Annotated in this window: 16 protein-coding genes; all 16 read right to left on the reverse strand. The window is 66.3% G+C overall.

Going from position 1 to position 25,100, the window contains the following annotated elements:
• Nucleotides 1–71: 71 nt before the first annotated feature.
• The 16 genes from rmuC to ABCN07_RS03915 all read right to left on the reverse strand — a co-directional run bounded on the left by rmuC (nt 72) and on the right by ABCN07_RS03915 (nt 24,990).
• Complete coding sequence (rmuC, locus tag ABCN07_RS03840; RefSeq protein ID WP_343005446.1) at nt 72–1,457, reverse strand: DNA recombination protein RmuC; 1,386 nt, start codon at nt 1,455–1,457, stop codon at nt 72–74.
• Nucleotides 1,458–1,472: 15 nt separating this feature from the next.
• Nucleotides 1,473–5,108 (reverse strand): UvrD-helicase domain-containing protein, encoded by a 3,636-nt coding sequence (locus ABCN07_RS03845; RefSeq protein WP_343005447.1) that lies wholly within the window; start codon nt 5,106–5,108, stop codon nt 1,473–1,475.
• Nucleotides 5,108–8,299 carry a PD-(D/E)XK nuclease family protein gene (locus ABCN07_RS03850; RefSeq protein WP_343005448.1) on the reverse strand — a complete coding sequence of 1,064 codons (3,192 nt, stop codon included), beginning with the start codon at nt 8,297–8,299 and terminating at the stop codon, nt 5,108–5,110. The genes ABCN07_RS03845 and ABCN07_RS03850 overlap by 1 nt, the downstream gene beginning before the upstream one ends.
• Nucleotides 8,300–8,517: 218 nt before the next feature.
• Nucleotides 8,518–10,152: a DNA repair protein RecN gene (recN, locus tag ABCN07_RS03855; RefSeq protein WP_343005449.1), complete on the reverse strand. Its 1,635-nt coding sequence runs from the start codon at nt 10,150–10,152 to the stop codon at nt 8,518–8,520.
• A gap of 33 nt (nt 10,153–10,185) precedes the next feature.
• A complete protein-coding gene (locus tag ABCN07_RS03860) occupies nt 10,186–11,049 on the reverse strand; it encodes an NAD(+)/NADH kinase (protein WP_343005450.1) in 864 nt (287 codons plus the stop codon).
• A gap of 355 nt (nt 11,050–11,404) precedes the next feature.
• A complete protein-coding gene (locus ABCN07_RS03865; RefSeq protein ID WP_293815456.1) occupies nt 11,405–12,166 on the reverse strand; it encodes an aminoglycoside phosphotransferase family protein in 762 nt (253 codons plus the stop codon).
• Between the two features lie 119 nt (nt 12,167–12,285).
• A complete protein-coding gene (gene adhE / locus ABCN07_RS03870; RefSeq protein WP_343005451.1) occupies nt 12,286–14,907 on the reverse strand; it encodes a bifunctional acetaldehyde-CoA/alcohol dehydrogenase in 2,622 nt (873 codons plus the stop codon).
• Nucleotides 14,908–15,493: 586 nt separating this feature from the next.
• On the reverse strand, nt 15,494–15,937 hold the full coding sequence (locus ABCN07_RS03875) for a hypothetical protein (RefSeq protein ID WP_343005452.1): 444 nt from the start codon (nt 15,935–15,937) through the stop codon (nt 15,494–15,496).
• Nucleotides 15,938–16,013: 76 nt separating this feature from the next.
• Nucleotides 16,014–16,397 carry a hypothetical protein gene (locus ABCN07_RS03880; protein ID WP_343005453.1) on the reverse strand — a complete coding sequence of 128 codons (384 nt, stop codon included), beginning with the start codon at nt 16,395–16,397 and terminating at the stop codon, nt 16,014–16,016.
• A gap of 12 nt (nt 16,398–16,409) precedes the next feature.
• Entirely contained in the window at nt 16,410–18,173 is a 1,764-nt protein-coding gene (thrS, locus tag ABCN07_RS03885; RefSeq protein ID WP_293815663.1) for a threonine--tRNA ligase, read from the reverse strand.
• Nucleotides 18,174–18,874: 701 nt separating this feature from the next.
• Nucleotides 18,875–19,306, reverse strand: a complete 432-nt coding sequence (locus ABCN07_RS03890) for a zinc ribbon domain-containing protein (protein WP_293815661.1) — start codon at nt 19,304–19,306, stop codon at nt 18,875–18,877.
• 269 nt (nt 19,307–19,575) lie between these two features.
• On the reverse strand, nt 19,576–21,021 hold the full coding sequence (locus ABCN07_RS03895) for a Mur ligase family protein (protein ID WP_343005454.1): 1,446 nt from the start codon (nt 21,019–21,021) through the stop codon (nt 19,576–19,578).
• Between the two features lie 108 nt (nt 21,022–21,129).
• Nucleotides 21,130–21,804 (reverse strand): GTP cyclohydrolase I FolE, encoded by a 675-nt coding sequence (gene folE, locus ABCN07_RS03900; RefSeq protein WP_343005455.1) that lies wholly within the window; start codon nt 21,802–21,804, stop codon nt 21,130–21,132.
• A 1-nt stretch (nt 21,805) separates the two neighbouring features.
• Nucleotides 21,806–22,675 carry a bifunctional 5,10-methylenetetrahydrofolate dehydrogenase/5,10-methenyltetrahydrofolate cyclohydrolase gene (locus ABCN07_RS03905; RefSeq protein WP_343005456.1) on the reverse strand — a complete coding sequence of 290 codons (870 nt, stop codon included), beginning with the start codon at nt 22,673–22,675 and terminating at the stop codon, nt 21,806–21,808.
• Nucleotide 22,676: 1 nt separating this feature from the next.
• The gene (locus ABCN07_RS03910; protein ID WP_343005457.1) at nt 22,677–23,309 is read right to left on the reverse strand and encodes a cyclodeaminase/cyclohydrolase family protein; all 633 of its coding nucleotides are present in this window, start codon (nt 23,307–23,309) and stop codon (nt 22,677–22,679) included.
• 16 nt (nt 23,310–23,325) lie between these two features.
• Complete coding sequence (locus ABCN07_RS03915) at nt 23,326–24,990, reverse strand: formate--tetrahydrofolate ligase (protein WP_343005458.1); 1,665 nt, start codon at nt 24,988–24,990, stop codon at nt 23,326–23,328.
• Nucleotides 24,991–25,100 lie beyond the last annotated feature (110 nt).

Raw genomic sequence — 25,100 nt, forward strand, 5'->3', positions numbered from 1 at the left:
AAAAGGCAACCTGCAAAAGGGACAGTCCCTTTTGCAGGTTGGTGGGAGTTGACAAAGGGACTGTCCCTTTGTCAACTCTCTTCCGGATGCTCGCCCTCGAGCTCGGGAAGCTCTTCGTCAAGGCTGTCCGAGACGGTCTTGAGTTTGCGTTCCATGACGTTCGTGCGCGTGGTGATGATGCCATCGACCGTCCTGCCGGCGCGGTCGATCTGCTCCTTGGCCTTGCGGAGCTCCGCCTGGTAGCGGGGAAGCTCCGCCTTGACGGCTTGGAGCACATGCATGACCTCGTTGGTGCGACGCTGCAGGTTGAAGGTCTGATAGGTCATCTGAAGGCTCGAGAGAATCGCCGCCATCGTCGAGGGTCCAGCGACGTTCACGTGATAGTCGCGAGTGAGTCGCTCGATGAGACCCGGCATGTTGACGACCTCGGCATAGAGGCCCTCGAAGGGCAGGAACATCACGGCGAAGTTCGTGGTCTCGGGAACGGAGATGTACTTCTGGGAGATGTCCGACGCCTCCTGGCAGATGCGCCCCTCAAGGCGCTTGCGCGCCGTGGCAACCTCTTCGCGCGAGCCTTCGTCAACCGCATCGCGGAGCTGGGCATAGAGGTCTCCCGGGAACTTCGCGTCGATGGGAAGCCACACGGGCTCGCCCTCCTCCACCGGCAGCTTCACGGCAAACTCGACGCGATCGGCACTGCCAGGCTTGGTGGCGACGTTCTCCGCATACTGCGAGGGAACGAGGATCTCCGAGAGGATGGCACCGAGCTGGACCTCGCCCAGAATGCCTCGCGTCTTCACGTTGGAGAGGGTCTTCTTGAGGTCGCCCACGCCGGCGGCAAGGCCCTGCATATCCCCCAGACCCTTATAGACGGCCTCGAGGTTCTCGTTGATCTGCTTGAAGGAGACGGAGAGGCGGTCGTTGAGCGTGCGCGTGAGGCGCTCGTCGACGGTGGCGCGAATCTCGTCGAGCTGGCGCTGGTTATCGCCGCGAATCTGGGCCAGCTGCTCGTTCATGACGTGTGTGTTGTTCGAGAGCTGGTCATTCATCGTCTTGGTGTTGGCTGCCAGCTGCTGGGTCACCGCATTGGTGACGCCAGTTAGCTGCTCGTTCGCAACGCGAGCATTGTCAGCGAGCTGACGGGTGAGTGCGTTAGCGGTATCGCTCAGCTGGTTGTTGACGTCACGGCGAAGCGCGTCAACGCGCATGCCAGCCCCTTCAATCCCGCGCGCCACGCTCTCGAGCGTGGCCTTCGTCTCCGAAGCGCCCTGGGCCTGGCGATCAGCGAGCGCCCTCATAAGGTCTTCCGCCTTTTCAAAGCGCGCGTCGAGCTGATCCTCGAGCTGGCCCTCGCTAAGAACGGAGCGCATCGCGCGCAGGGCCGTCACGGAAACGGCGAGCGCGACCGCCACGGAGGCCGCAGCGATGACGACACAGACGAGCTCAATGGTGCTCACGGGCAATCCCCATCCCTAGAAGTCGAATCGATAGCGGACGACAGCCGGCTGGCCATCCGCCACGCCAAGCTCAACGCAAACGAAGGCGCAGGTAATGTGCCTGTAGCCTTGGTCACGCAGAACCCTGGCGTAGAAACGCGCCTGCATCTCGTGACGACGGCGGATCTCACCGAAGGTTGCCCCGACGTCGCCCGTCTTGTAGTCCACGAGAAGGGCCTCGTCCGCTCCGGGCGAAGGCAGGGCGGCGTCGGTCGCAAGCAGGTCGATCGCGCCCTCGAGGTTCGAGCCAAACGGCGAAGCGACCTCGCAGAAGAATGGCACCTCCGCGCGAACAAGCGAATGGCCAAGGGCCTCCGCACGGATGTCGCTCGCCTCCCAGCGCGCGAGCGCCTCCTCAAGGCGAGCAGTGTCACGGGCGGTCACCTGGTAATTTGCGGCGACGATATGCAGGCGGCGGGCATCCGGGGCATGCCCGGTCTCCACCATGTAGCGTGCGAGCTCATGGAAGGCCGAGCCCAAGTTCGTCGCTCGGTCAGCGTCCGAAGCCTCGGGTAGTTCGTCGTCCACGACGACGGGCCACTGGGCGCCAGCTCGGCCGTCAACTACCTCCGGCAAGTTACCAGGCACGAGGTTCGCGAGCGCGAGCTCCGAGGCATCGGGCTTGGCAGGGACCGGAAGGTCGAGCACCTCATCAAGAGAGATCGGCCTGCCCTCCTCCGCGGCCGCCGCCAGGGCGGCGTGAGCGGACGAATAGCTGAACACGCCCTCGCGCGGGCGCCAGAAGCCGAGCCGCGCGCGGGTCTCCGCGTCGATATCGAAGATCTTGAACGGCGCACGGTCGCCGGCGGCGGGGACACTGGGCGCACGGTTGCCAGTGCCGGAAGCACTGGGCGCGAGCTCGCCAGAACTCGTGGCTTCGCCCGCCGCCATGGCGTCTTCGAGCGGGAGCGCCTCGGCAGAGTCGACCTCGACCGAGCCTTCCGGCGTGGGCCTCACGTCAACGCAGCGAACGAGGCCCAGTCGGGCGCCGCCGTACTCGAAGCGGCCCTCCCCCGCGCCCGGACGCTCCGCGAAGAGCGAGTTCGCAACCGTCCCCGCCATCGCGGGCGTCAACCTGCCATCCTTGGCCTCGGTCACGTCAAGCGAGAGGATGACGCACTCCTTGGCACGCGTGAGGGCGACGTAGAGGAGCCTGCCCGCCTCGCGTTCGTCCGCGAGCTTGCCCTCCTCCTCCATGAGATAGCGCCATTCAAGCGGCGTCACGCACTCCTCCGCGCAGGTGGGCGCGTCCTCGCCCAGATCGGGAAGCTTGAGCGAAGCCGGCGCAAGGGAGAGGACCATGCGCTCGCCGTCGCGCTTCGAAAGCAGGCGCGGCGTCTTGTGCGGCCTGTCGGAGCCACAGCAACCCACCACCGCGACGACGTCGAACTCGAGGCCCTTCGAGGCGTGCGCCGTCATGATGCTCACCGCGTCGAGGCCCTCGCCGGAAAGCGACGCCGGGCCCTCCTTGGCGGCCTCGAGCCAACGGGAGAACTCGTCTGCGGCGAGCGGGGCGTCGAGGGCCGCCGGCTCTGAGAGCTCGCGGATATGGCGCACCGCAGCGAGCACGTTTGCCGCGACGGCGCGTCCCGTCACGCCCTCGCCCTCGAGCCTCGCCAGCCAACCGGACTCTCGAACGGCCATCAAACAGACGTCCGCGACGGGGATCTTGCCCACCCGTGACAGGGCACGGCCGATCACGCGACGGGCATGTGCGAGGCGCGCGCTCACGGGCTCGTCGCCGAAATCAGCCGCGTCCTCGCGAATCCCCGGGTAGATGCGACGCTTCGCGGGAGCGTCGATCACCTCCTGGGGCTTCGTGGCCAGGCGCAGCATGTCGTTCGCGTCGAGCTCGAACATGTCGCTGTCAAGCACCGGGTACAGGCCGCTCTTGGTGTCCTGGGGATTCGCGAGAAGGCGGAGGAACGCCTCGACGACGCGGACCTCAGGCGCGCTTGAGAAGGTCGATCCGCCCGTCACGACGCTCTCGAGGCCGCGCTCGCGCAGGGCGTCGATGTAGGCGTCCGCGCCCGTGAGGGTGCGCATCAGCACGGCCATGCGCCTCGGCGCCACGCCCTGCTCGCGGATGCGGGCGAGACGATCCGCCAGCTGGGCGGCGGCGATCCTCGTCCTCTCCTCGCGTTTCACGGGCACGGCACCAAGGCGATGGGCGCGCGTCAGCTCGACCACGACGCGCGGGCACGCGTCCTCCGGAAAATCGCTCTTGCGCGCCGGCTTGGGATGCAGGTCCATGAATGACGGCACGATGCCCGTGTCGCCGCAGGCGCGGGCGACGAAGCGCAGGATCGCGTCGTCGCTCCTGAAGTTCGTGTCGAGGCGCACGGTCTTCGCCACCTCGGCGGAGCGGTCCTCGAAGACGCTCACGTCCGCGCCGCGGAAGCCATAGATCGACTGCTGCGCGTCTCCCACCGTCGTGAGGTGGCAGGCGCCCTCGCCCGACAGGCGCTTGACCATCGAGACCTGTTGGGCGTTCGTGTCCTGGAACTCATCGACCATGACGAGGCGGAAGCGCTCCGAGTACTCCGCGGCGATATCCGGATGCTCGCGGAAGGCGCGCGTGAGCAGGTGGAGGAGGTCATCGTTGTCGAGCACGCCGCAGGCGCGCTTTGCGTCCGCGTAGTACTTCGTCGCAAGGCGGGCGAGGCGCATGAGGGGCTCTGAGAGGTGCTGCACGCTCGCGAGCGCGACCTCGCCACGGGCGCAGCCCAGAGCCGCCTTCGTATCGCTCCAGAACTGTTTTACGGCCTTGGCGCTCCACTTCCTGCCATCAGGGCCTTTGATGCCTTCGAGGATGTCTCGAGCGGCAGCGGCGTCACGCCTCGAGGGAGGAAGCTCCCAGAACCCCTGGAGGGAGGAGAGCTCGTCCCGCAGCCGGGAGAGCTCGTCTGTGTGCTTCGTCTCGCATGCGCACATGGCCTCGTAGCAATCCGTTAGGGAGCGCATGACTCCCGAGACGTCCGGGAGGGCGGGCGCGAACCCAAGCGAGTCAAGGCCCTCGAGCGCGCTCGAGGCCTCGTTCTCAATCATGCGGACGAGCGCCATGACGCCGTCTCGCTCCGTGCTGCCGTATTCGGCGAAGAGGGCGGCGACGCCCGGGTCTCCCTCAAGTTCGCGAAGGGCCTGCTCGCTGGCCTCCTCGCGCATGAGACGCGCCTCCTGCTCCCCCACCATGGCGAAGCTCGGGTCGAGGCCAAGATCAAGAGCGTGGTCGCGAAGGATGCGCGAGCACATGTGGTGGATGGTGCTCACCCACGCCGAGTCGACTCGAAGGGCCTCGTCCGCAAGGCCCGCCGCGCGGAGGGCGCCGCGGATGCGGTCCTTGATCTCGCCGGCGGCCTTCTCGGTGAAGGTGATGATGAGCGCTTGGTCGAGGCTGTCGAGGTAGGGGCGGCCACCCTCGCCGGAGCCGGGACAGAGCGCCCAGACGATGCGACGCGTCAGCGTGAAGGTCTTGCCGGAGCCGGCACCCGCCGCGACGAACACGGGGCGATCGAGCGTCTCGACGATCTCACGCTGCCCCGGCATGAGGCCGTCGAGCAGTGCGGCGGCGCGGTCAGCGTCCGCGGGGGTCGAAAAGTTCTGGTCGCTCATTACTGCCTCCTCTCACAGGACAGGACGGGGCACCACTCGCATGCCTTGGGACTTCTGGGACGAGCGTCGATCTCGCCGGCGCTCATGCGCTCGATGACAGCAGCGAGCGCCTCTTCCGTGCGGTCGAGAAGCTCGTCGAAATTACGAGCGCCCGGAACGGGGAGGCTGATTCGTTCGAGTTGCTTCTCCGTGAGGACCCCGCCCAGGCAACGAGCGGAATCGGTGACGGAGATGGCGCCGGTCACCTGGTGGCCGCCCTTCGTGCCGAGATAGAGAGAGCCCACGACCCGTATGCCCTCGCTCGAGAAGAACTCCCTCGCGATGCTCGCGTAGATGAGGGTCTGGACGCGATTGGGAAGCACGAAGCCGGCGTCCCAGTCCTGGTCACCCCTTGGCAGGAGGGCATACTCGTCAAAGAGCGCGCCCTTGTGCTTGTAGTCGATGACGACGGCACGACCCTCGGCGTCGACGTCGAGGCGATCGATGGTGCCCACGAAGTCCGCGCCGGCATACGTCGCGGGACGACCGCTCTTGCCGCCGAAGTCCCCCTCGAAGAGTCGCGGCTCGAAGCCGTCAAAGAGGGACGCCTCGTACTCAAGCGTAGAGATGAGGTCGCGCTCGAGCTCCTCGAGGCGACGTAGCTCGCTCGGCGCGTGGGGAACGAGCGCCTGCTTCGCCCTCGTCTTGCCCTCCGCACGCTGGTGGGCATAGTGCTCCGCGAACTCCGCACGAAGGAGCTCGATGGCATGCGGGAGCGTCTGTCGGTCCACACGCGAGCCAGGAACGCGAACGAGGGGATCAAACCAGAACGAGGCGCCGTTCTCCGGCTCCTCGCCAAGCTCGCCCTCCAGAAGGCCCGCAGCCTGGGCAGCCTCCAGGAAAAGGCGCCTGTGGGTCACCTCGAGCACGCGGTGCGCGAAGGTGCCCATCTGCATGTTGGTGAAGGTGGCATCCATGTCATCGAGGCCGAGGCGGCGCAGCGTGAACCACTTGAACGGGCACTCGAGGTAGGTCTCGACCTGGGAGGCGGAAAGCGACAGGCGGCCACCCGGAAGCTCCGCCTGACCATCGCGAGGCACCACGACGAGGCGGCGCAGTGCGGGGTCGAGATGGCCCGCCTCGGCGCGAGGGGCCACCTCGTGGACTGCCGGAGCAACGGGCTCGGCGCCGATGTTCTCCTCGACGGACCCCTCGTCGAGACGGCTCGACGGCGCGGACTCGAGCGCACAGCGCATCTCGCCGGAGGCGTTCGCCTCCGAGTAACAGGCCAAGACCTCGGACAGCATCACCGAGGGGAAGGTCTCCGTCGCGGACGCGTCATGCGAGGGGCACACGAGCGCGAGCGAGCGCGTGGGAACGCGCAAGGCACTCGCGAAACGAGCGCGCGAGGTATCGAGCGGATCTTGGGGCGCCTCGACGCCGGCAGCGTCGAGAAGGCACTCGAAGGCGCCGCCCGGAGCGGGAACGGGAGTCGTTCCCGCATCGAGGCCGAGGTAGACCAACGCGTCCGCAGACGCAGGGGCAAGCGCCGCGGCATCCGCGGGAGACAGGACGTCTACCACGCACGTTGCGTCATCGCACGCGAGCTCGGGCCTGACCTGAACCGAGGAGCTCATCAGCGCTGCGTGGACGAGACGAATGAGCTCAGCCAGGCTGTAGCCCGCGTCAAGCGAGACGCCCGCTGCCTTGAGCGTGCGGCCGGCCTCCGCCAGCGCCGCCAGGGCCGCGGCATCCGCCGCGCGGGCAAGGGACTCCTCCGCAGAAGGCTCTGCCGGCTGCTCCAGCGGGACGCCGTCCTCGCCCTGGGCGGGTTGGTCCGCGGCGAGAAGCAGCCTCGTCGCGGCGGCGCCAACGTGACCTTGTATGAGGTCACGCGTGGCGGCGGCGACCGCAGGCGAGGTAAGGGACTGGTTCTGGAGCGTCCAGAGGACAGCGGAGGGTGACAGGATGCGATTGCCGCGCCAGGAGACGTCACGGCGCCAGGCAACTTCCGCACCAGCACGGGACGAGGTTCCCATTAGGAAGTCCGTGAGGCCACGCGGCGGCCACCAGCTCATATCCGGCAGGCACTCCGGCTTCGCGAGCTCACCCTTCGAAGGCCACGAGGCATCAAGCTCGACCAGACGCGCCACCGAATCCGCAAGGCGGAGGAGACCCGCGCCGGCACCCGTCTCCTCGACGGAAAAACGCAGGCTGCCGCGGACGGAAACGCCGCGGGCGTGAAGCTTTGGCGCAAGCGAGCGCCAGGTGGCGCGAACGTCCGGAGAGACGACGACCACGCGCGTGGCACCCCCGGAGACAAGCCCCTGGATGTGCTGGCATGCCGCCTCGTCCTGAGCGAGCGGACCCGCGGGCTCGAGCAGCCTGACCGCGCCCGTGGGCCTAAGCGCCTCGGAGGCAGGACGGAACAACGTGCCGAGAAGCGAGTTGAGCTCGGGCTCACGAGAGATGGGCTCAGCGGCCGTCACCTCCTCGTCGATGACCTCGCTCCCAGCGGCGACAGCGGCCTCGCGAAGCTCACCTGCGGAGGCGAGGGCCCTGCCAGATGCCTCGCCCTCGAGGACGCGCACAAAGACGGTGACCTCGCCCAGGCGGGCGAGCGCGCAGACGAGCTCCCTCGCCACCCGGTTGAACTCGTCAAAGCCCAGGAATACGCAGGGAGGCATGGGCGCGCCCTGCTCCCCCATCATGGCGGGCAGGAGCGAGGTCGCCTCGCAGGGCTCCACGAAGCCCTTCTCGGCGAGGGTCTGCGCATAGGCATCCGTGAGCTCGAGGGCGCGTGCCTCGCCCGCGGTGAGCGAAGCTCGCTTCTCCGCGGCGGGAAGCCAGGGAAGGGCACGAGCGACGACATCACAGAGCAAGGCGACCGTACCCTCGCCCCCGTCGAGCGGGGCCATCTCATGACCCGCGGCGACGAGGCTCATGAGAACGGGACGAAGCCCGCGCGTCACAAGCGAGCGCCCGTCTCCGTAGAGTGCCCAGCGGAGATCCGTCCACGTGGAGGGCGTCTCGCAGTCGACACCGGCCGTGAGACCGGCGGCGGCAAGCTCACGCTGGACCTCAAGCCCACACGTGAGGCTCGGCACGAGCACGAGCGCCCTTCCCGACGCCGCACGCCCCGCATCGAGCACACTAACGGCCGAGGCACCGACGAGCCTCTCATCTGACGTTGTGATAAGTCGAAGAGCCATGTTCCTCCGCTTGTCGAGGTCTTTCCCGACAATCCTACCGCGTAAAGCGGACATTTATAAATCGGATAAAAGCACTGGTATCTCGCGAGGCAAACGCTCTCGCGCCCAACCGACGGCACGCGGGCTCGCAGGCCCGCCGAACGCCGGGGCGCCCCGACCGGTATCCACCAGCACAAGGGCGTGCCTAGTCGCGCGCCTCCGCCAGCACGAGGGCGCGCCTAGTCGCGCGCCTCCCCAAGCAGCTCGCGGGCGTGCTCGAGCGAGATCTCGCTCGCGTCGCCGGAGAGCATGCGGGCGATCTCGGCCACGCGCTCGTCACTGTCAATCTGGCGAAGGCTCGTCTCGGGCTTGCCGTCGACGCCGGTGCCCTTGGAGACGAGGTAGTGGCACTCGCCCATCACGGCGACCTGTGGCAGGTGCGTCACGACGATGACCTGATGCGTCTTCGCGAGGTCCGCGAGCACGGCGGCGAGCGAACGGGCGGTCGAACCACCCACGCCGGCGTCGACCTCGTCGAAGACGAGGGTGTCGACACCATCCACCTGGCCAAGGACGACCTTGCAGGCGAGCATCACGCGGCTCACCTCGCCGCCGCTCGCGATCTTCCTGAGCGGCCGTGGCGTGAGCCCCGCGCCGGGACGATACATGAGCTCGATCTTGCTGGGGCCCGCCGGCGTCCACTGCACGCGCGGCATGCGCTCGCACCCGACCTCGAGCTCCGCGCCGCCCATCTCGAGACGCCCCATCTGTCCCGTCACGGCTGCGGCAAAGCGCGGCGCCGCATCGGAGCGAGCGGCGTCGAGGGCGTCTGCCGCCTTGGCAAGCGCGGCCTCCGCCTCCTCCATCGCACGGCGCGCCAGACGCACGCGCTCGCCGGAATCGCCGGCGGCCTCGACGACCTCGCGCGCCGCCTCACGCCTGGCGAGCACATCCGCCATGCTGGGTCCGTACGAGCGCATGAGGCCCTGGAGCGCGCCCATGCGCTCCTGCATGCGAACGAGCTCCTCCGGGTCAAGGTCGACGGAGTCGCGGTAGTCACGAAGCCTTGAAGCGAGGTCATCGATGTCAATGAGCGAGCTCTCGAGGGAGTCCGCGAGCGCGGAAAGCGCGTTGTCAAAGCGAGCGGCGTCCCGCAGGGTCGAGACCGCGGAGGAGAGCGCGTCCATGGCTCCCGCGTCGCCCGCGATCGCCTCGCGCGCCCCCTCGCTTGCGCGGAGAAGGGCCTCGGCGTGCTCCGCTCGAGGCAGCGCCTCCTCGAGCTCCTCGAGCTCACCCTCCTGCGGGTCAACTTCGTCAATGCGCCTGAGCTCGAAGGCGGCCTGCTCGAGCCTCTCCGCGCCGGAGCGAGAGAGCTCGTCGACGCGCTCGTACTCCGCGCGAGCGTCTCGTGCGGAAGCGAAGGCCTCGCGGTAGGCGGCGAGCGCCGCGGTGACGCCCTCCCCCGCCCACGCGTCGAGCATCTGGGCGTGCGTGGAGGTGGAAAGCAGGCGCTGGTGCTCGTGCTGGCCGCAGAGGTCAACCGTGGAGCCCACCTTCTCCGCGAGCTCAGACACGCTGGCCATGCGCCCGTCGATCTCGACGCGCCCGCGGCCCGCGGACTCAACGCGACGCCTCACGATGTGACCGTCGATGTCATCGGGACCGAGGTAGACGCGCCCCTCGACGAGCAGGTGGTCATCACCCTCGCGAACGGCGCCGGCATCCGCGCGCTCGCCCACAAGCAGCTTGCAGGCGCTGAGCAGCGCGGTCTTGCCCGCACCCGTCTCGCCCGTGAGCACGGTGAGGCCCGCGGCGGGCACGAGCGTCGCGTCGCGGATGAGTGCCACGCTCTCGACGTGGAGCTCGTCAATCATCGAATGGGACCTCCCCTGGCGCCTGCGCCGTCGTTACTGCTTCTTCCTCATCTGGCCATAGAACACGCGCGACACCGAGTCATAGAACCCGCCCGCGTCGGAGTCGAGCAGGATGACGTCGCCCGGGCCGCGCCTGACCGTGCACTTCGCGGCCGAGCCACCCTCCGGGCAGGTCACGAGCTGACCATCGACAAACACGCTGCTCTCCGCCGGGCGATCGTCCGAGAGGGAGACCTCGACCACGTCCGAGGAAGAGGTGAGGAACGCGCGCGCGAGGATGGTGTGCGGCGCGATGGGCACGCAGACCATGCCGTTGAACTCGGGCGTCACGATGGGACCCCCGCTGGAGAGGGCATAGCCGGTGGAACCCGTCGCCGTGGAGACCACGAAGCCGTCGCCGCGAAGGCGGTCGATGTGGTTGCCAGAGACGTCGACGTCGAACTCGATCATGTCACCCAGCGCGCCGCGCGTGAGGGCGAGCTCGTTCAAGGCGAAATGATGCGTGTCGCGAAGAAGGCCGCCACCGCAGTCGAACGTGACGTCCACGTCAAGCGTGGCGCGCCTGCTCTGGTGCATCTCGCCCGCGAGCGCGCGCGAGACGGACTCAACGATGTTCTCCGAGCCAGCACCGGTAAGAAAGCCGAGGTGACCAAAGGAGAGGCCGAGGATGGGGATCTCGCGATACCCCACGATGCTCGCGGCGCGCAGGAGCGTGCCGTCACCGCCGAGGGAAACCACGAGCACGGCACCAGAAGGGTCACAGGTGCGGTTAGGCTCGCGTTTCTTGTCGTGCGCCCAGACCACCTCGACACCCTCGTGGGAAAGCCAAACTTCGAGCGTAGCCGCCGCCTGGATGGCATCCGCCCGCGAGTAATTGGGAACGAGAAGGACCTTCACACGCCACTCCCCTCAAAGCCGTCAGATAGAACAAGTGTACCACCCCACCAGTCCCCACCACAGCAGCCCGTAGTCCCCTAGCGCCATGGCGATTACCCCCGGCAAGGTTCCAAAACACGAAAGGGGCCTGGGGTTCCTAAGCAAACATCCCGCAGCCGCCTCAACCCACCACAGCAGCCCGTAGCCCCTGGCGCCGTGGCACTTGCCACCAGAATGGTTTCCAAAACACGAAAGGGGCCCGGGGTTCCTAAGCAAACATTCCGCAGCCGCTACCGGCTACAAGCCCGCACAGTCATGCGAGCGAGGACGTTTGCGTGGAACCCCAGGCCCCGGACTAGCGTTCAGTCAACCAACCCTACTGGTAATCAGCCACGTCGATCCAGCTGCGGAGGAACTCTTCCTCCTTGGCGTCGCGGTGACGCGCGAGCTCGCTGGCGGCGACGATGCTCGTCCAGCGGCGGACGACCTGGATCGGCATGTCAGCCATCTTGCAGAACAGGACGAGGTACTTGTCCGCAAGGTCAAGGTCCTCGAGCGCGAACAGCAGGTACGTCATGGCAGCGTCAGCCGCGGGCGAACCCTGGGTCGCGTGAGCCCAGTCGCAGACGTAGAGCAGGCCGTCGTCGCCGACGATGACGTTCGACGGGTTGAAATCGCCGTGGCAGACCCTGTTCTCGACCTTCATGCCGTCGAGACGCATGAGCAGCTCGTAGCGGGTCGTGGCGTCGATCTCGGTCAGACCGTTGATCATGCGGGCGTACTTGTCGCGCTGACGGTTGAGCAGCGGCGCGGTGTGGCCGTTGATCTCAAGCTGGAGGCGGACGAACTGCTCGAGGTAGGCCTCGACGTTCTTCTTGTCAGCCTTCATGCGCTCGGCGAGCGTGGTGCCAGCGATCTTCTCCGTGGCGAGAGCCCAACCCTCCTCGCAGCGAGAGACCTCGACAATCGCGGGAACGCGAATGCCGGACTCCTCGATGCGGGCGAGGTTGAGCGCCTCGTTGAAGACGTCGCTCTCGGGCTTGGAGTTGTTGAACACCTTGACGATGCGATCGCCGGTGTCATAGACGACCTTGTTGCCGCGTCGAGCGAGCTCGACCTTGTTCTCCGGTAGCTCCATGAGAAGCCTCCTTAGGGTTCCTCCCGATGTGCCGGACGCGCCCCCGCACGTCCGGCAGCCTTGGACTCGTGGCGGCTTCCTGCCAGTCCCTGGCAGGAAGCCGCCACGTAGTTCACGATTTACTCCTCGTAGCTCTTCGGCTCGCGGCCGTAGTAGGCGTCGAGGTAGAGCTCCTTGATCTCGCTCATGAGCGGGTAACGCGGGTTGGCCGGCGTGCACTGGTCGTTGAACGCGTTCTCGGTCATCTCATCGAGCGTGGCAAGGAAGTCCTTCTCGTCCACGCCGTACTCGGCGATGGTCTGCTTGACGCCGACCCTCTCCTTGAGCTCCTCGATCTTGGCGATGAAGTTCTCGAAGACCTCGTCATCGTTCTTGCCGGTCACGCCGCAATAGCGGGCGGCCTCGGCATAGCGGGCCTTCGCGTGCGGGTAAGCGTACTGCGGGAAGGTGCCCATCTTGGTCGGGACATCGGCCGCGTTGTAGCGCATGACGCGCGTGAGGATGACGGCGTTGGCCAGGCCGTGCGGGATGTGGTGGTAGGCACCGAGCTTGTGGGCCATGGAGTGGTTGAGGCCGAGGAAGGCGTTGGCGAAGGCCATGCCGGCGAGGCAGGAGGCGTTGGCCATGCGCTCGCGGGCCTCGGGGTCGGCGGCACCCTTGTCGTAGGCGCGCGGCAGGTACTCGAAGACGAGCTTCATGGCCTGCAGGGCGTACGGGTCGGTCCAGTCGCTCGCCATGACGGAGACATAGGCCTCGAGAGCGTGCGTGAGGACGTCCACGCCAGAGGCCGAGGTGAGGCCCTTGGGCTGGGAGTCCATGTTGTTGGCGTCGACGATGGCCATGTTCGGGAGCAGCGCGTAGTCAGCGAGCGGCCACTTGATGCCGGTCTCGGCGTCGGTGATGACGGAGAACGGCGTGCACTCGGAGCCGGTACCGGAGGAAGTGGGGATGGCCACGAAGTAGGCCTTGGAACCCATCTCCGGGAAGGTGTAGACCCTCTTGCGGATGTCCATGAAGTCCATGGCCATGTCCTCGAAGTTGGCCTCGGGGTGCTCGTAGAGGACCCACATGATCTTGCCGGCGTCCATCGCGGAGCCGCCGCCGAAGGCGATGATCACGTCAGGCTGGAAGGAGTTGAGGATCTTGGCACCCTCGCGAGCGCACTGCAGCGTCGGGTCCGGGGCGACATCCCAGAAGCAGGCGTGCTCGATGCCGAGCTCGTCGAGCTTCTGCTCGATCGGCTTGATGTAGCCGTTCTTGTAGAGGAACTGGTCGGTCACGATGAAGGCGCGCTTCTTGCCCATGATCGTGCCGAGCTCGTCGAGGGCGACCGGCATGCAGCCCCTCTTGAAGTAGACCTTCTCGGGTGCGCGGAACCAGAGCATGTTCTCCCGCCTCTCAGCGACCGTCTTGACATTGAGCAGGTGCTTGGGACCAACGTTCTCGGAGACGGAGTTGCCGCCCCAGGAGCCGCAGCCCAGCGTGAGGGACGGCGCCATCTTGAAGTTGTAGAGGTCGCCGATGCCACCCTGGGAGGACGGGGTGTTGACGAGGATGCGGCAGGTCTTCATGGCCTCGGCGTGCTTGGCCATCTTCTCCTTCTCGGTCACGGCGATGTAGAGCGAGGAGGTGTGGCCGTAACCGCCGTCGGCGACGAGACGCTCAGCCTTGGCAATGGCCTCGTCGAAGGTCTTGGCCTTGTACATGCCGAGGACCGGGGACAGCTTCTCGTGGGCCATCTCCTCGGACGGGTCGACGCTGGTGACCTCGCCGATGAGGATCTTGGTCTTCTCGGGCACCTCGACGCCGGCGAGCTTGGCGATGGTGTGGGCGCTCTGGCCGACGATCTTGGCGTTGACGGAGCCGTTGACGATGACGGTCTTGCGAACCTTGTCGAGCTCGGCGCCCTTGAGGAAGTAGCAGCCGCGGGCCTTGAACTCGGCCTTAACCTCGTCGTAGATGTCGGCGAGGACGGTCACAGACTGCTCGGACGCGCAGATCATGCCGTTGTCGAAGGTCTTGGAGTGGATGATCGAGTTCACCGCGAGCTTGACGTCTGCCGTGGAGTCGATGATCACGGGCGTGTTGCCGGGGCCGACGCCAAGGGCGGGCTTGCCGGAGGAGTACGCGGCCTGGACCATGCCCGGGCCACCGGTGGCCAGGATGATGTCAGCGGAGCGCATGAGCTCGTTGGTGAGCTCGAGGGACGGCTGGGCGATCCAGTCGATGATGCCCTCGGGGGCGCCAGCGGCGACGGCGGCGTCACGCACGATGCGGGCGGCCTCGATGGTGCAGGCCTTGGCGCGCGGGTGCGGCGAGATGAGGATGGCGTTGCGGGTCTTCAGGCTGATGAGCGTCTTGAAGACGGCCGTGGACGTCGGGTTGGTGGTGGGGATGACGGCGGCGACGATGCCGATGGGCTCGGCGATGCGCTTATAGCCAAATGCCGCGTCCTCCTCGATGACGCCGCAGGTCTTCATGTTCTTGTACTTGTTGTAGATGTACTCGGCCGCGTAGTGGTTCTTGATGACCTTGTCCTCCACGATGCCCATGCCGGTCTCCTCGACCGCCATCTTGGCAAGCGGGATGCGGGCCTTATTGGCAGCGATGGCCGCTGCGTGGAAAATCTTGTCAACCTGCTCCTGGGAGAACGTAGCGAACTCGGCCTGCGCCTTGCGCATGCTGGCCAGTCGCGAGTTGAGGGCATCGAGGCTGTCGATGACCTTCTCCGCCTTTGCCATGTGGTACCTCCAGATCAATTCGTGGGCAAATACTGCCCTTTGACCAACTGGCTCCGTGCCTACGCGCCCGGACTTCGCATGGCTTCTAGCCCCATGCATAAAACCTGAGCCTCAGACACCATGAACATGATACCGGAATTTAATGGCGCAAATTACACAAAGGGATGAGCGGTAGTGCGTTTACCTGCGCTTGCACAGACTTCACTGGTCATTTACGCAACGATTACCCAAACGCAGTTGCATACGTTTATATGGTCAACATGCTAATTTTGCGCATATTCTCGATATTGTTTTGCATACGCTAACGCAAACCCGCAGCTACTCCCCAGCATGGGGCGCGAATGCCCAGCCGGGCGTGCATAGAGCAAAAACGCCTTATGCCCAACTATTGTTTTCCGAGGGAAAAGCCGCAGCTGCCACTCGCTCGCAAGTATCGACCGTTCACGGCAAATAAGCCGCCGCTTGCGGTGGAGAAGTCTTGTCGGATTCCGCAAGCGGCAACGTCTTGCCGGACGGCAAGGGGACCGGTCGCCGAGATTGGCAACCAGTCCCCTTCTGGTAAATGCAGGATCATCTTCCTGCTGCATCAACTTGCAGCAGACGCTCTTGCGACAACGGGTCGCTCAACGGCACAGAAAACGCCGGGCAGGACGAAGACGATTCCTCCCAGCATGGAGATATCGGTTAATCCCAACAAAACAACGCCGACAGTTTGGCGTGCGGCGGCGCAGACGATAGCCAAGCCAACCAGGATGAGAAACGAGACAAATAGTGCGCGATGGCCGCAACCGACGGCCGCCGCCACCGCATAGCCAAGGAAAAGCCACATAAGCGGACGAGACAGGATAACCGCAGCCAGGGTCACCCCATCGACTCCCATGATGGTGTTGGGGATGCCGCTGACAAGAGAATACGCTTCCACAAGCGCGGCGCCCCAGATTGGTCCCGGCAACGACGGCAACCTCAACCAGACACCCGCCATAAGCGTCGCGAGAGTCAATGGAATAATTACGTCTCTTACCCTGTTCATGATGGCCTCCCCACCACGGCAGAACACACAGACGAGTCTGACTAGCTTGATTTGATATACCGCAAATAGGGAGCGGTCAAACACCCCACTGCCACAACGACCCGAGCACGTGCTCGAGGCGCAGGACCTCGGCACGCGCGTCTCCCGTGGCCGTTCGCGCGTCATAGCGCAGCCAGGCGCCGTCGCGCACCAGGCATACGTCGACGAGGGGGCCAAAGCCACCCTCCAGGGTGCAGGAGGCCTCGCGGTAGCTCGCGTCGGTCGTAAGGCCCGGGTAGCGCACAGCGAGCACAGCCGGATGGCAGGATAGGTACTTGGCGCACGTCTGGGCCACGTCGGAGACGCGCCGCCAGGCGGCGGCGTCCGTCTCGCGCCGCAGGGCCGCGAGCGCGCTAAGCGAGGGACCTCCCCCGCCGGCAGGCAGGAGAGGTCCCAGGTTGTTGTCGTTCGAGACAGTCACCGGACGCCCAGACTAGCTGCGACGCTCGGAGATCTCGGCCGTGATGTCGGCGATGAACTCGTCGACGGAGCGCTGGACGGTCTCGCCAGAGCGGTCGCGGACGGAGATGTTGCCAGCCTCGACCTCCTTCTCGCCCAGGATCAGCATGTAGGGCACGCGATCGATGCTGCGGGCCTCGCGGATCTTGTAGCCGATCTTCTCATCGCGGTCATCGACCTTGACGCGGATACCGGCGGCGTCGAGCTTGTCGGCGACCTGGTGGGCATAGTCGCGGCTCTTCTCGGAGACGGGAAGGACGTCGACCTGGACGGGCGCGAGCCACGTCGGGAACTTGCCGGCGTAGTGCTCGATCAGGATGCCGATGAAGCGCTCGACGGAGCCGAAGCAGACGCGGTGAAGCATGATCGGGCGCTTCTTGGTGCCGTCGGCGTCGGTGTACTCGAGGTTGAAGTTAATCGGCATCTGGAAGTCGAGCTGGACGGTGCCGCACTGCCAGGTGCGGCCGAGGGAGTCCTCGAGGTGGAAGTCAATCTTCGGGCCATAGAAGGCGCCGTCGCCCTCGTTGACCTCGTAGTCCATGCCAAGCTCGTTGAGGGCGGTCTTGAGGCCCTCCTCCGCGCGCTCCCAGTCCTCGTCAGAGCCCATGGAGTCGTCCGGACGAGTGGAGAGCTCGACGTGGTACTTGAAGCCGAACTTCTGGTACACGGAGTCGATGAGGTTCACGACGCCGACGATCTCGTCCGTGAGCTGGTCCGGACGGACGAACAGGTGGGCGTCGTCCTGGTTGAAGCAACGGACGCGGAACAGGCCGTGGAGAGCGCCGCGCAGCTCGTGACGGTGCACGAGGCCAATCTCGCCGGCGCGGATGGGCAGCTCGCGGTAAGAGTGCGGCTTGGAGGCATAGACGAGAACGCCACCCGGGCAGTTCATCGGCTTGATGCAGTACTCCTCGTCATCGATGACGGTGGAGTACATGTTGTCCTTGTAGTGGTCCCAGTGGCCAGAGGTCTTCCAGAGCTGCTTGTTCATGATGAGTGGCGTGGAGATCTCGACATAGCCGGCCTTGTGGTGGATCTCGCGCCAGTAGTCGAGGAGCGTGTTCTTGAGGATCATGCCGTTGGGCAGGAAGAACGGGAAGCCGGGGGCCTCGTCGCGCATCATGAAGAGATCCATCTCGCGGCCGATCTTGCGGTGGTCGCGCTTCTTGGCCTCCTCGATCATGTGCAGGTGCTCCTCGAGCTCCTCCTTGGTGGCGAAGGCGACGCCGTTGATGCGCGTGAGCATCTTGTTGTCCTTGTCGCCCTTCCAGTAGGCGCCGGAGGTGCCGGTGAGCTTGAAGGCCTTGAGGGCCTTCGTGTAGCAGAGGTGCGGACCGACGCACATATCGATGTACTCGCCCTGCTGGTAGAAGGTGATGCGGGCGTCATCAGCGAGGTCGCCGATGTGCTCGACCTTGTACTTCTCGCCGCGCTCCTCCATGAGGGCGACGGCCTCCTCGCGGGACTTCTCGAAGACGGTGAACTTGAGGTTCTCCTTGCAGATCTTCTTCATCTCGGCCTCGATCGCGGGGAAGTCCTCCTCGCTGATCTTCTTGTCGCCGAGGTCAACGTCGTAGTAGAAGCCGTTGTCCGTGGCGGGACCGTAGGCGAAGTCAGCCTCGGGATAGAGACGCTTGATGGCCTGAGCCATGATGTGGGCGGCAGAGTGGCGGATGACGTGGAGCTCTTCCTCCGCGGGGCACTCGTCGACGTGGCCGTCGTTGTACAGAACCTTCATGGAAAACCTCTCTCAAGTGGGTGCAAACAGTTAAGAAAAACGCCCATGCGCCATGACGGCGGGGGCGGTTATGGGGCGCCTGTCACATGACCTCGCGGCCCTGAAAGGGACAGACGCCTAGATAGTCTGAGTTCGTGTTCCCTGTGCGAGCGAAAGCTGCATCAGTTGGAGCCTTTCGAACGACGCGCGGCGAATCCGCGCATTTACAGCTCTCTAGGTTTACCACAAAGTGCCCGTCACTGCAGCCGTGGCAGCTTGAAGTGGCGGATTGTCGCACTTTGGAAACGTTACATTGTGGCGATACCGCCGTTTTGGCGACAAGGTGTGCAACGAATTTGAGATTCTGCTGCTGAAATCCGACTTCTAGCGCAAGGCAGGATTTGGCCACCTGGGGTTTTATTTGCTATCTCTTTCCTAGCATATGTGTTTTGGGACCCAAAAGGCCATAAACGAACCGCAGAATCTCAAATTTGTTGCACGCGGCCTCGCAAAAGGCCCCCATACGATGCGCAAATCCCGGCAGCGGACGCGCAGGCCGGTCGCCGGTGGCCGGTTGCAAAACCCAGCAGCAATCTGCTTGATCACAACGCGGACACGCAGGTCGGTCGCCGTCGGCTGACCCCGCGACCGAGCGCCACGAGACACGAAAAAGGCCCCGTCGCGAAGACGGGGCCTCGTAGGCTGCATATGGGGCAGGCGCGCTACTGGATGCGCGTGCGGCAGTAGGGGCAGACCTTCCAGTCCGCGTTGAGCGGGCGGTGGCACGTCGGGCAGACGTTGCGGACCTGCGTGTTGCAGTTGGGGCACACGATGAAGTCCTTGTCGATGGGCGTGCCGCACTTGGGGCAGATGCCGTAGTGCGAGAGCTGGTGCTCGCGAAGCGCAATGTCGAGGTCCTGCTCCTCGCGGTCAACCAGGTAGGAGCTGGGACGGAGGATGACGTAGGCAAGAAGGCCCACGATGGGGATCACGGAGATGATCGCCCAGAGCCACCAGGGCTCGGCGCCGCGGCGCTGGGCGTCGCGGATGACGTAGACGATCGAGAGCACGTAGAGCATGACGACGCAGGCGAGCATGAGGTAGAGCACCATGCGCACCTCGGGGGTGAGAATCTGGTCGATGAGGTCGGACATGTGACGAGCTCCTTTGTCATACGAGACGTTCACCGCGAGCAACGGCAATCCTCAACTTAAGACACAACGAACGAGATTGTACCAGCCATCGGGCAACGGGCAAGGCGGCCGGGGACGTCTCCGCGTCAGGCACAAATTCAGACGCGAGGGGACGGCGCTGCCAGGCCTCCGCGCTCAGGCGCTGCCAGGCCTCCGCGCTCAGGCACGATTAGGCTTCCGCGCTCAGGCGCTGTCAGGCCTCCGCGCTCAGGCGCGAGGCACCAGCGCGACTAGGCCTCCCCGCCTTGCACTCCGGGCCTGAGGACGCCCGCGACCTCGCCCGCCGTCGTGATGGAGCCGCAAGCCACGAGTGGCACGCCCTTGAGCGCGGCCAGCGCCTCCTCGACGCTCGCGAACACGGCCTTGGGCGCCTTCCCAGCGCGCTCGAACATCTCGGCGAGCTCGACGGGTCCGAGGGCGCGGTCAGACTGGGTGCGCGTGACGTAGACCTCGGGGAACTCCGGGGCGAGAAGGCCCACGATACCCTCGACGTCCTTATCGGCAAGGACCGCGCACAAAAGCGCCGGCCTGCTCGCGACATCCGGGTCGACGCCACGCACGGCGGAGAGGAACGTCTGGACGCTCTGCGGGTTGTGGCAGGCGTCAATGAGCACGGGCGGCTCGGAAGAGACGAGGTCGAAGCGCCCCGGCGTGGGACAGGCGGCCACGGAGCGAAGGAGGCTCTCCTCGTCGAGCGCGCGACCGAGGTAGTGCTCGGCCAGCGCGATGGCGCACGAGATGTTCGCCGCCTGATAGCCGGGCTTGGGAGCCGAGACGCCAGGATACGCATGGACCTCGGTGCCTCCCACGCCAGTCTCCACGTCGAGGACGAGGTTGTCGCCAATCCTCGTGGGACGGCTCGTGACCTCGTAGAAGGCATGCGGCAGGTCCGCGTGCTCACGCGGGACGCCCGGATGCATCTCGCCCGCGGCGTCGGCGAGGTCCCTGGGGCGCAGAAGCGTCGGGATGACGCCGGCTTCGGCGCAGCGCTCGAGGAAGACGTCCTCGACGCTCGCCGGGGTCGCCGTACCCACGCCAAGGACGCAGGTCCTTCCGGGCTTGATGATGGCGGCCTTCTCGCCCGCGATGGCCTCGAGCGTGTCGCCGAGGATCCTCATGTGGTCGAGACCGATGCCCGTGACGGCGACGGACTTGATGTTGTGCGCGGCGCTCGTCGCATCCCAGCGCCCGCCCATGCCACACTCAAGCACGGCGACGTCAACGCCCGCCTCGGCGAAAACGACGAGGGCGGCCACGGTGAGCAGGTCGAACTCCGTGATGTCATAGGGCCTCTCCCCCGCGGCGCTGCGGCGCGCGTTCACGCGCTCGCCCGAGGTGACGGCGGCCGCCATACCACGCGCGAAGTTCTCCTCGCTCACAGGACGGCCCATGACCTCCATGCGCTCCGTGAGGCACACGAGCTCAGGCGAGGTGTAGAGGGCGACGCGCTTGCCCTCCCCCATGAGGATCGCGGCGGTATAGCGCGAGGTCGAGGTCTTCCCGTTGGTACCCGCAATTTGGACGCTCTCGAAGTGATCATCCGGATTGCCGAGTTCCGCGAGCATGTCCTCGACGCTTTCGAGCAGGGGCTGGATGCCGAACTTCTTGGTGGCGTGAAGCCTCTCCATCGCCTCGTCGAAGGTGTAGGAGGGAATCTCGAACGGAATCTGATACATGTGCAAGGAACTCCTCAGGAAGGGGCGCGGCCGCGCCTCGCGCCTGGCGGCGGAGGGTGGCGCACGAAGGGTCGGGGCGCGAGCCGGCGGACGAGAACCTGGCCCACGCTACCTGCCAAGGAGGCGAAGGGCCTCCTCGCGGGTCTTGTTGTCGGTCTTGAGCATGCCGCGGGCGGCGCTCGTGACGGTCATGGCACCGGCAGCACGGATGCCACGCATCGTCATGCAGGTATGCTCCGCCTCGATGACGACCATGACGCCCACGGGGTCGAGCTCGGCCATCATGGCGTCGGCCACCTGACCGGTGAGGCGTTCCTGGAGCTGGGGACGAGCGGCGAAGCCCGCCACGCAACGCGCGATCTTCGAGAGGCCCGTGATGCGGCCGTCGCGCGGGATGTAGGCCACGTGGGCCCTGCCGATGAACGGCAGGATGTGATGCTCGCACATGGAGTGGAATGGAATGTCGCGCACGACGACGAGCTCCTCGTTGCCCTCCTCGTGGAACTGCTTGCGCAGATGGCGGGCCGGGTCGTCCGCCAGGCCCGAGAAGAGCTCCTCGCACGCGCGCGCCACGCGGTCCGGCGTGCCCACGAGACCCGGGCGGTCCGGGTCCTCGCCGATGCCGATGAGCAGCTCGCGGACGGCGGCCTCGATGCGCGGTCGGTCGACGCCGGCGGCGTGGCTGGCCTTGCCGGACACCGAGGACGCGGCGGCAGGCGTCACAGCGGCAGGCGCGGGCTGCGCCGCCACGCCAGCGGTCTGGGCCCTGAGGTCTTCGGTCATGTTATTCCCCCTTAGTGCGGGCTGCGACACGCTCCGCCGCCTGCACGACATGTTGCATAAGTACAGCGGTGGTGAGAGAACCCACCCCGCCGGGAACGGGCGTCACGGCGTCGACGACGGGCTCCACAGCGTCGAAGTCGACGTCGCCGACGAGCCTGCCGGCGCTCTCGTCCCAGTTGATACCCACGTCGACGACCACCTGGCCGGCGCGCACGCAGTCTGCGCCCACCATGCGCGCCCGCCCGCAGGCGACCACGAGCACGTCCGCCTCGCGACAGCACTGCGCGAGGTCGCGTGTCTTGGAATGGCACATCGTCACGGTGGCGTTCGCCGCCTGGAGCATCATCGCGACGGGTCTGCCGATCACGAGCGAGCGGCCCACCACGGTCACGCGAGCGCCCTCGAGCGGCACGCCGGCGGCGGAGAGCAGGTGCATCACCGCATCCGCCGTGCACGGGGCATAGCCCTCGCCAGAGCCCGTGAACACGCCGGAGAGCGATGCCGAGGTAAGGCAGTCGACATCCTTCTCGGGAGCGACGGCCTCGCACGCGGCCGCCTCGTCGAGCGAGGCGGGAAGGGGACGGAACATCAGGATGCCGTGAACGGCAGGATCCGCGTTGGCGGAGGCGATGGTGGCCATGAGCTCGCCTTGCGAGCAGGCAGGGTCAAGCACGACCCTGCGCACGTCGACGCCGGCAGACGCGGCGCGCTTGAGCAGGCCTCGTTCGTAGGAGAGGTCGTCGGCGCGCTCGCCCACGCGAATCAGACAGAGCGTCGGCGCCACGCCACGGGCGCGGAGGGCCTCGGCACGAGCGGCGATGCCCTCCGTGAGCCTCGCCGCGACGGGTGCGCCCTTGAGAAGCTTCGCCATGCTAACCCCTCCCCCTCACCGCGCGTGCGGCGGCGTCAGCCAGGGCGTCCGCCCGAGGCAGCCAGTGCTCGAGCAGCTCCTCGCACTCCTCCTCGAGCTCACAGGCACGTTTGCGGTCCGCCATGGCGGTGGTGTTGGCGTAGAGCGTGAGGCTCGCGCTCATGAGGGCGGCGCGGCAGAGCTGCGCGCCACACGCCACGTCCGAGATGAGCAGGCGCGAGACGTGGTCTCCCAGCTCCTCGAGAAGTGCCAGCGAGCGGGCGCAGGCCACCATGATGCGATACGGCGGCAGCGCCGCCTCGTGCAGCGCCGCCTCGATGGCGTCCGCACGGTGCGGGTCCTCGCGATCGATCGCGTAGGCAGCCGAGACCGCCGCATACGCGCGGGCGTCCTCGTCCATAAGGACGAGGAGCTCGTGGCGGGTGCGGTCGGTCGCGGCGATCGTGTGACGGATGCTCTCGTCATGCGCGGCGTATGCGGGCTTGCCCTCGGTAAAGCGGCAGACCATCGTGCAGAGCGCCGTTCCCAGCGCCCCCACGTAGGCGGAGGCCCCGCCGCCGCCCGGAACGGGCTCCCGGGCGGCCAGGCGCTCGGAGAACTCCGCGCAGGTCTTCTCGGTCATAGAAACACTCATGAACTGGGGTGACTCCCTAGAAAAGGCCGGTGATGCGGCCGTCCTCGTCGACGTCGATGTTCTCCGCGGCGGGGCGCTTGGGCAGGCCCGGCATCGTCATGATGTCGCCCGTGAGCGCAACGATGAAGCCGGCACCGGCGGAGACCTTCACCGAGCGGACGGTGATGCGGAAGCCCTCGGGGGCGCCCAGCTTCTTGGCGTCGTCGGAGAAGGAGTACTGGGTCTTGGCCATGCAGACGGGCATGTTCGTGAAGCCCTGCTCCTCGAGCTGGGCGATCTGCTTGGCAGCGGCGGGAGTGAAGTCGACGCCGTCAGCGTGGTAGATGCGGCGGGCGATGGCGTCGATGCTCTCGCGGATGCCGCCGAGCTCATAGGCCTGCGTGAACTCGCTAGGCTCGTCGCATAGGCGCACGACCTCCTCGGCGAGCGCCAGGCCACCCTCGCCGCCCTTCGCCCAGACCTCGGACAGGGCGACGTTCACGCCGAGCTCATGGCACTTGGCCTCGACGAGATCAAGCTCGGCCTTCGTGTCCGTAGGGAACGCGTTGATGGCGACGACGACGGGCAGGCCGAAGACCTCGCGCATGTTGGTGACGTGGCGCAGGAGGTTGGGCATGCCGGCCTCGAGGGCCTCGAGGTTCTCCTCGCCCAAAGCCGTCTTGGGCACGCCGCCGTTGTGCTTAAGGGCGCGCACAGTAGCGACGACCACGCAGGCGCTCGGAGTGAGCCCAGCCATGCGGCACTTGATGTCGCAGAACTTCTCCGCGCCGAGGTCCGCGCCGAAGCCCGCCTCGGTGACGACGTAGTCGCCGAGCTTCATCGCGACGTCGGTCGCCATGACGGAGTTGCAGCCGTGGGCGATGTTGGCGAAGGGGCCGCCGTGGACGAACGCGGGCGTGTGCTCGAGCGTCTGGACGAGGTTGGGCGAGATGGCGTCCTTGAGCAGCGCCGTCATGGCACCCTCGGCGTGGAGGTCATGCGCGGTGACGGGCGTGCGGTCGAAGGTGTAGCCAACCACGATGCGGCCGAGGCGGGCCTTGAGGTCTGCGATGGAGGTGGCCAGGCAGAAGCAGGCCATGACCTCAGAGGCGACGGTGATGTCGAAGCCGTCCTCACGGGGCATGCCGTTAGCGACGCCGCCGAGGCCGCAGACGATGTTGCGCAGCTGGCGGTCGTTCATGTCGACGACGCGCTTCCAGGTGATGCGGCGCGGGTCGATGCCGAGGGCGTTGCCCTGCTTGATGTGGTTGTCGAGCATGGCGGCGAGGAGGTTGTTCGCCGCGCCGATGGCGTGGAAGTCACCGGTGAAGTGCAGGTTGATGTTCTCCATGGGCACAACCTGCGCGTAGCCGCCGCCGGCGGCACCACCCTTAATGCCGAAGACCGGGCCGAGGGACGGCTCGCGAAGCGCAAGCACGGCCTTCTTGCCAAGACGCTGGAGGGCGTCAGCGAGGCCCACGGACGTCGTGGTCTTGCCCTCGCCCGCGGGCGTGGGGTTGATGGCGGTCACGAGGACAAGCTTGGCGCAGCGCTCCTTGTCGCGAAGCTTCGTGACGTCGACCTTGGCCATGTGGTGGCCGTAGGGGATGAGCTCGTCATCGGTCAGGCCGAGACCCTCGGCGACCTTGCTGATGGGCCAGACCTCGGCCTGCTGTGCGATTTCGATATCCGTCAGTGCCATGGGAGCTCCATTCGCTCGGGGGGCCTGCTGCGCTGTCATTATCCGTCACCGCGCCGGACAAACTCAGAAGCCCCCGCAACTGAGACAGTTTGTATCTCTTGAATGCGAGG

The organism is Collinsella sp. 1033st1_E11_1033SCRN_220408, assembly GCF_039062465.1.
In the GTDB taxonomy this organism is placed as follows: domain Bacteria; phylum Actinomycetota; class Coriobacteriia; order Coriobacteriales; family Atopobiaceae; genus Parolsenella.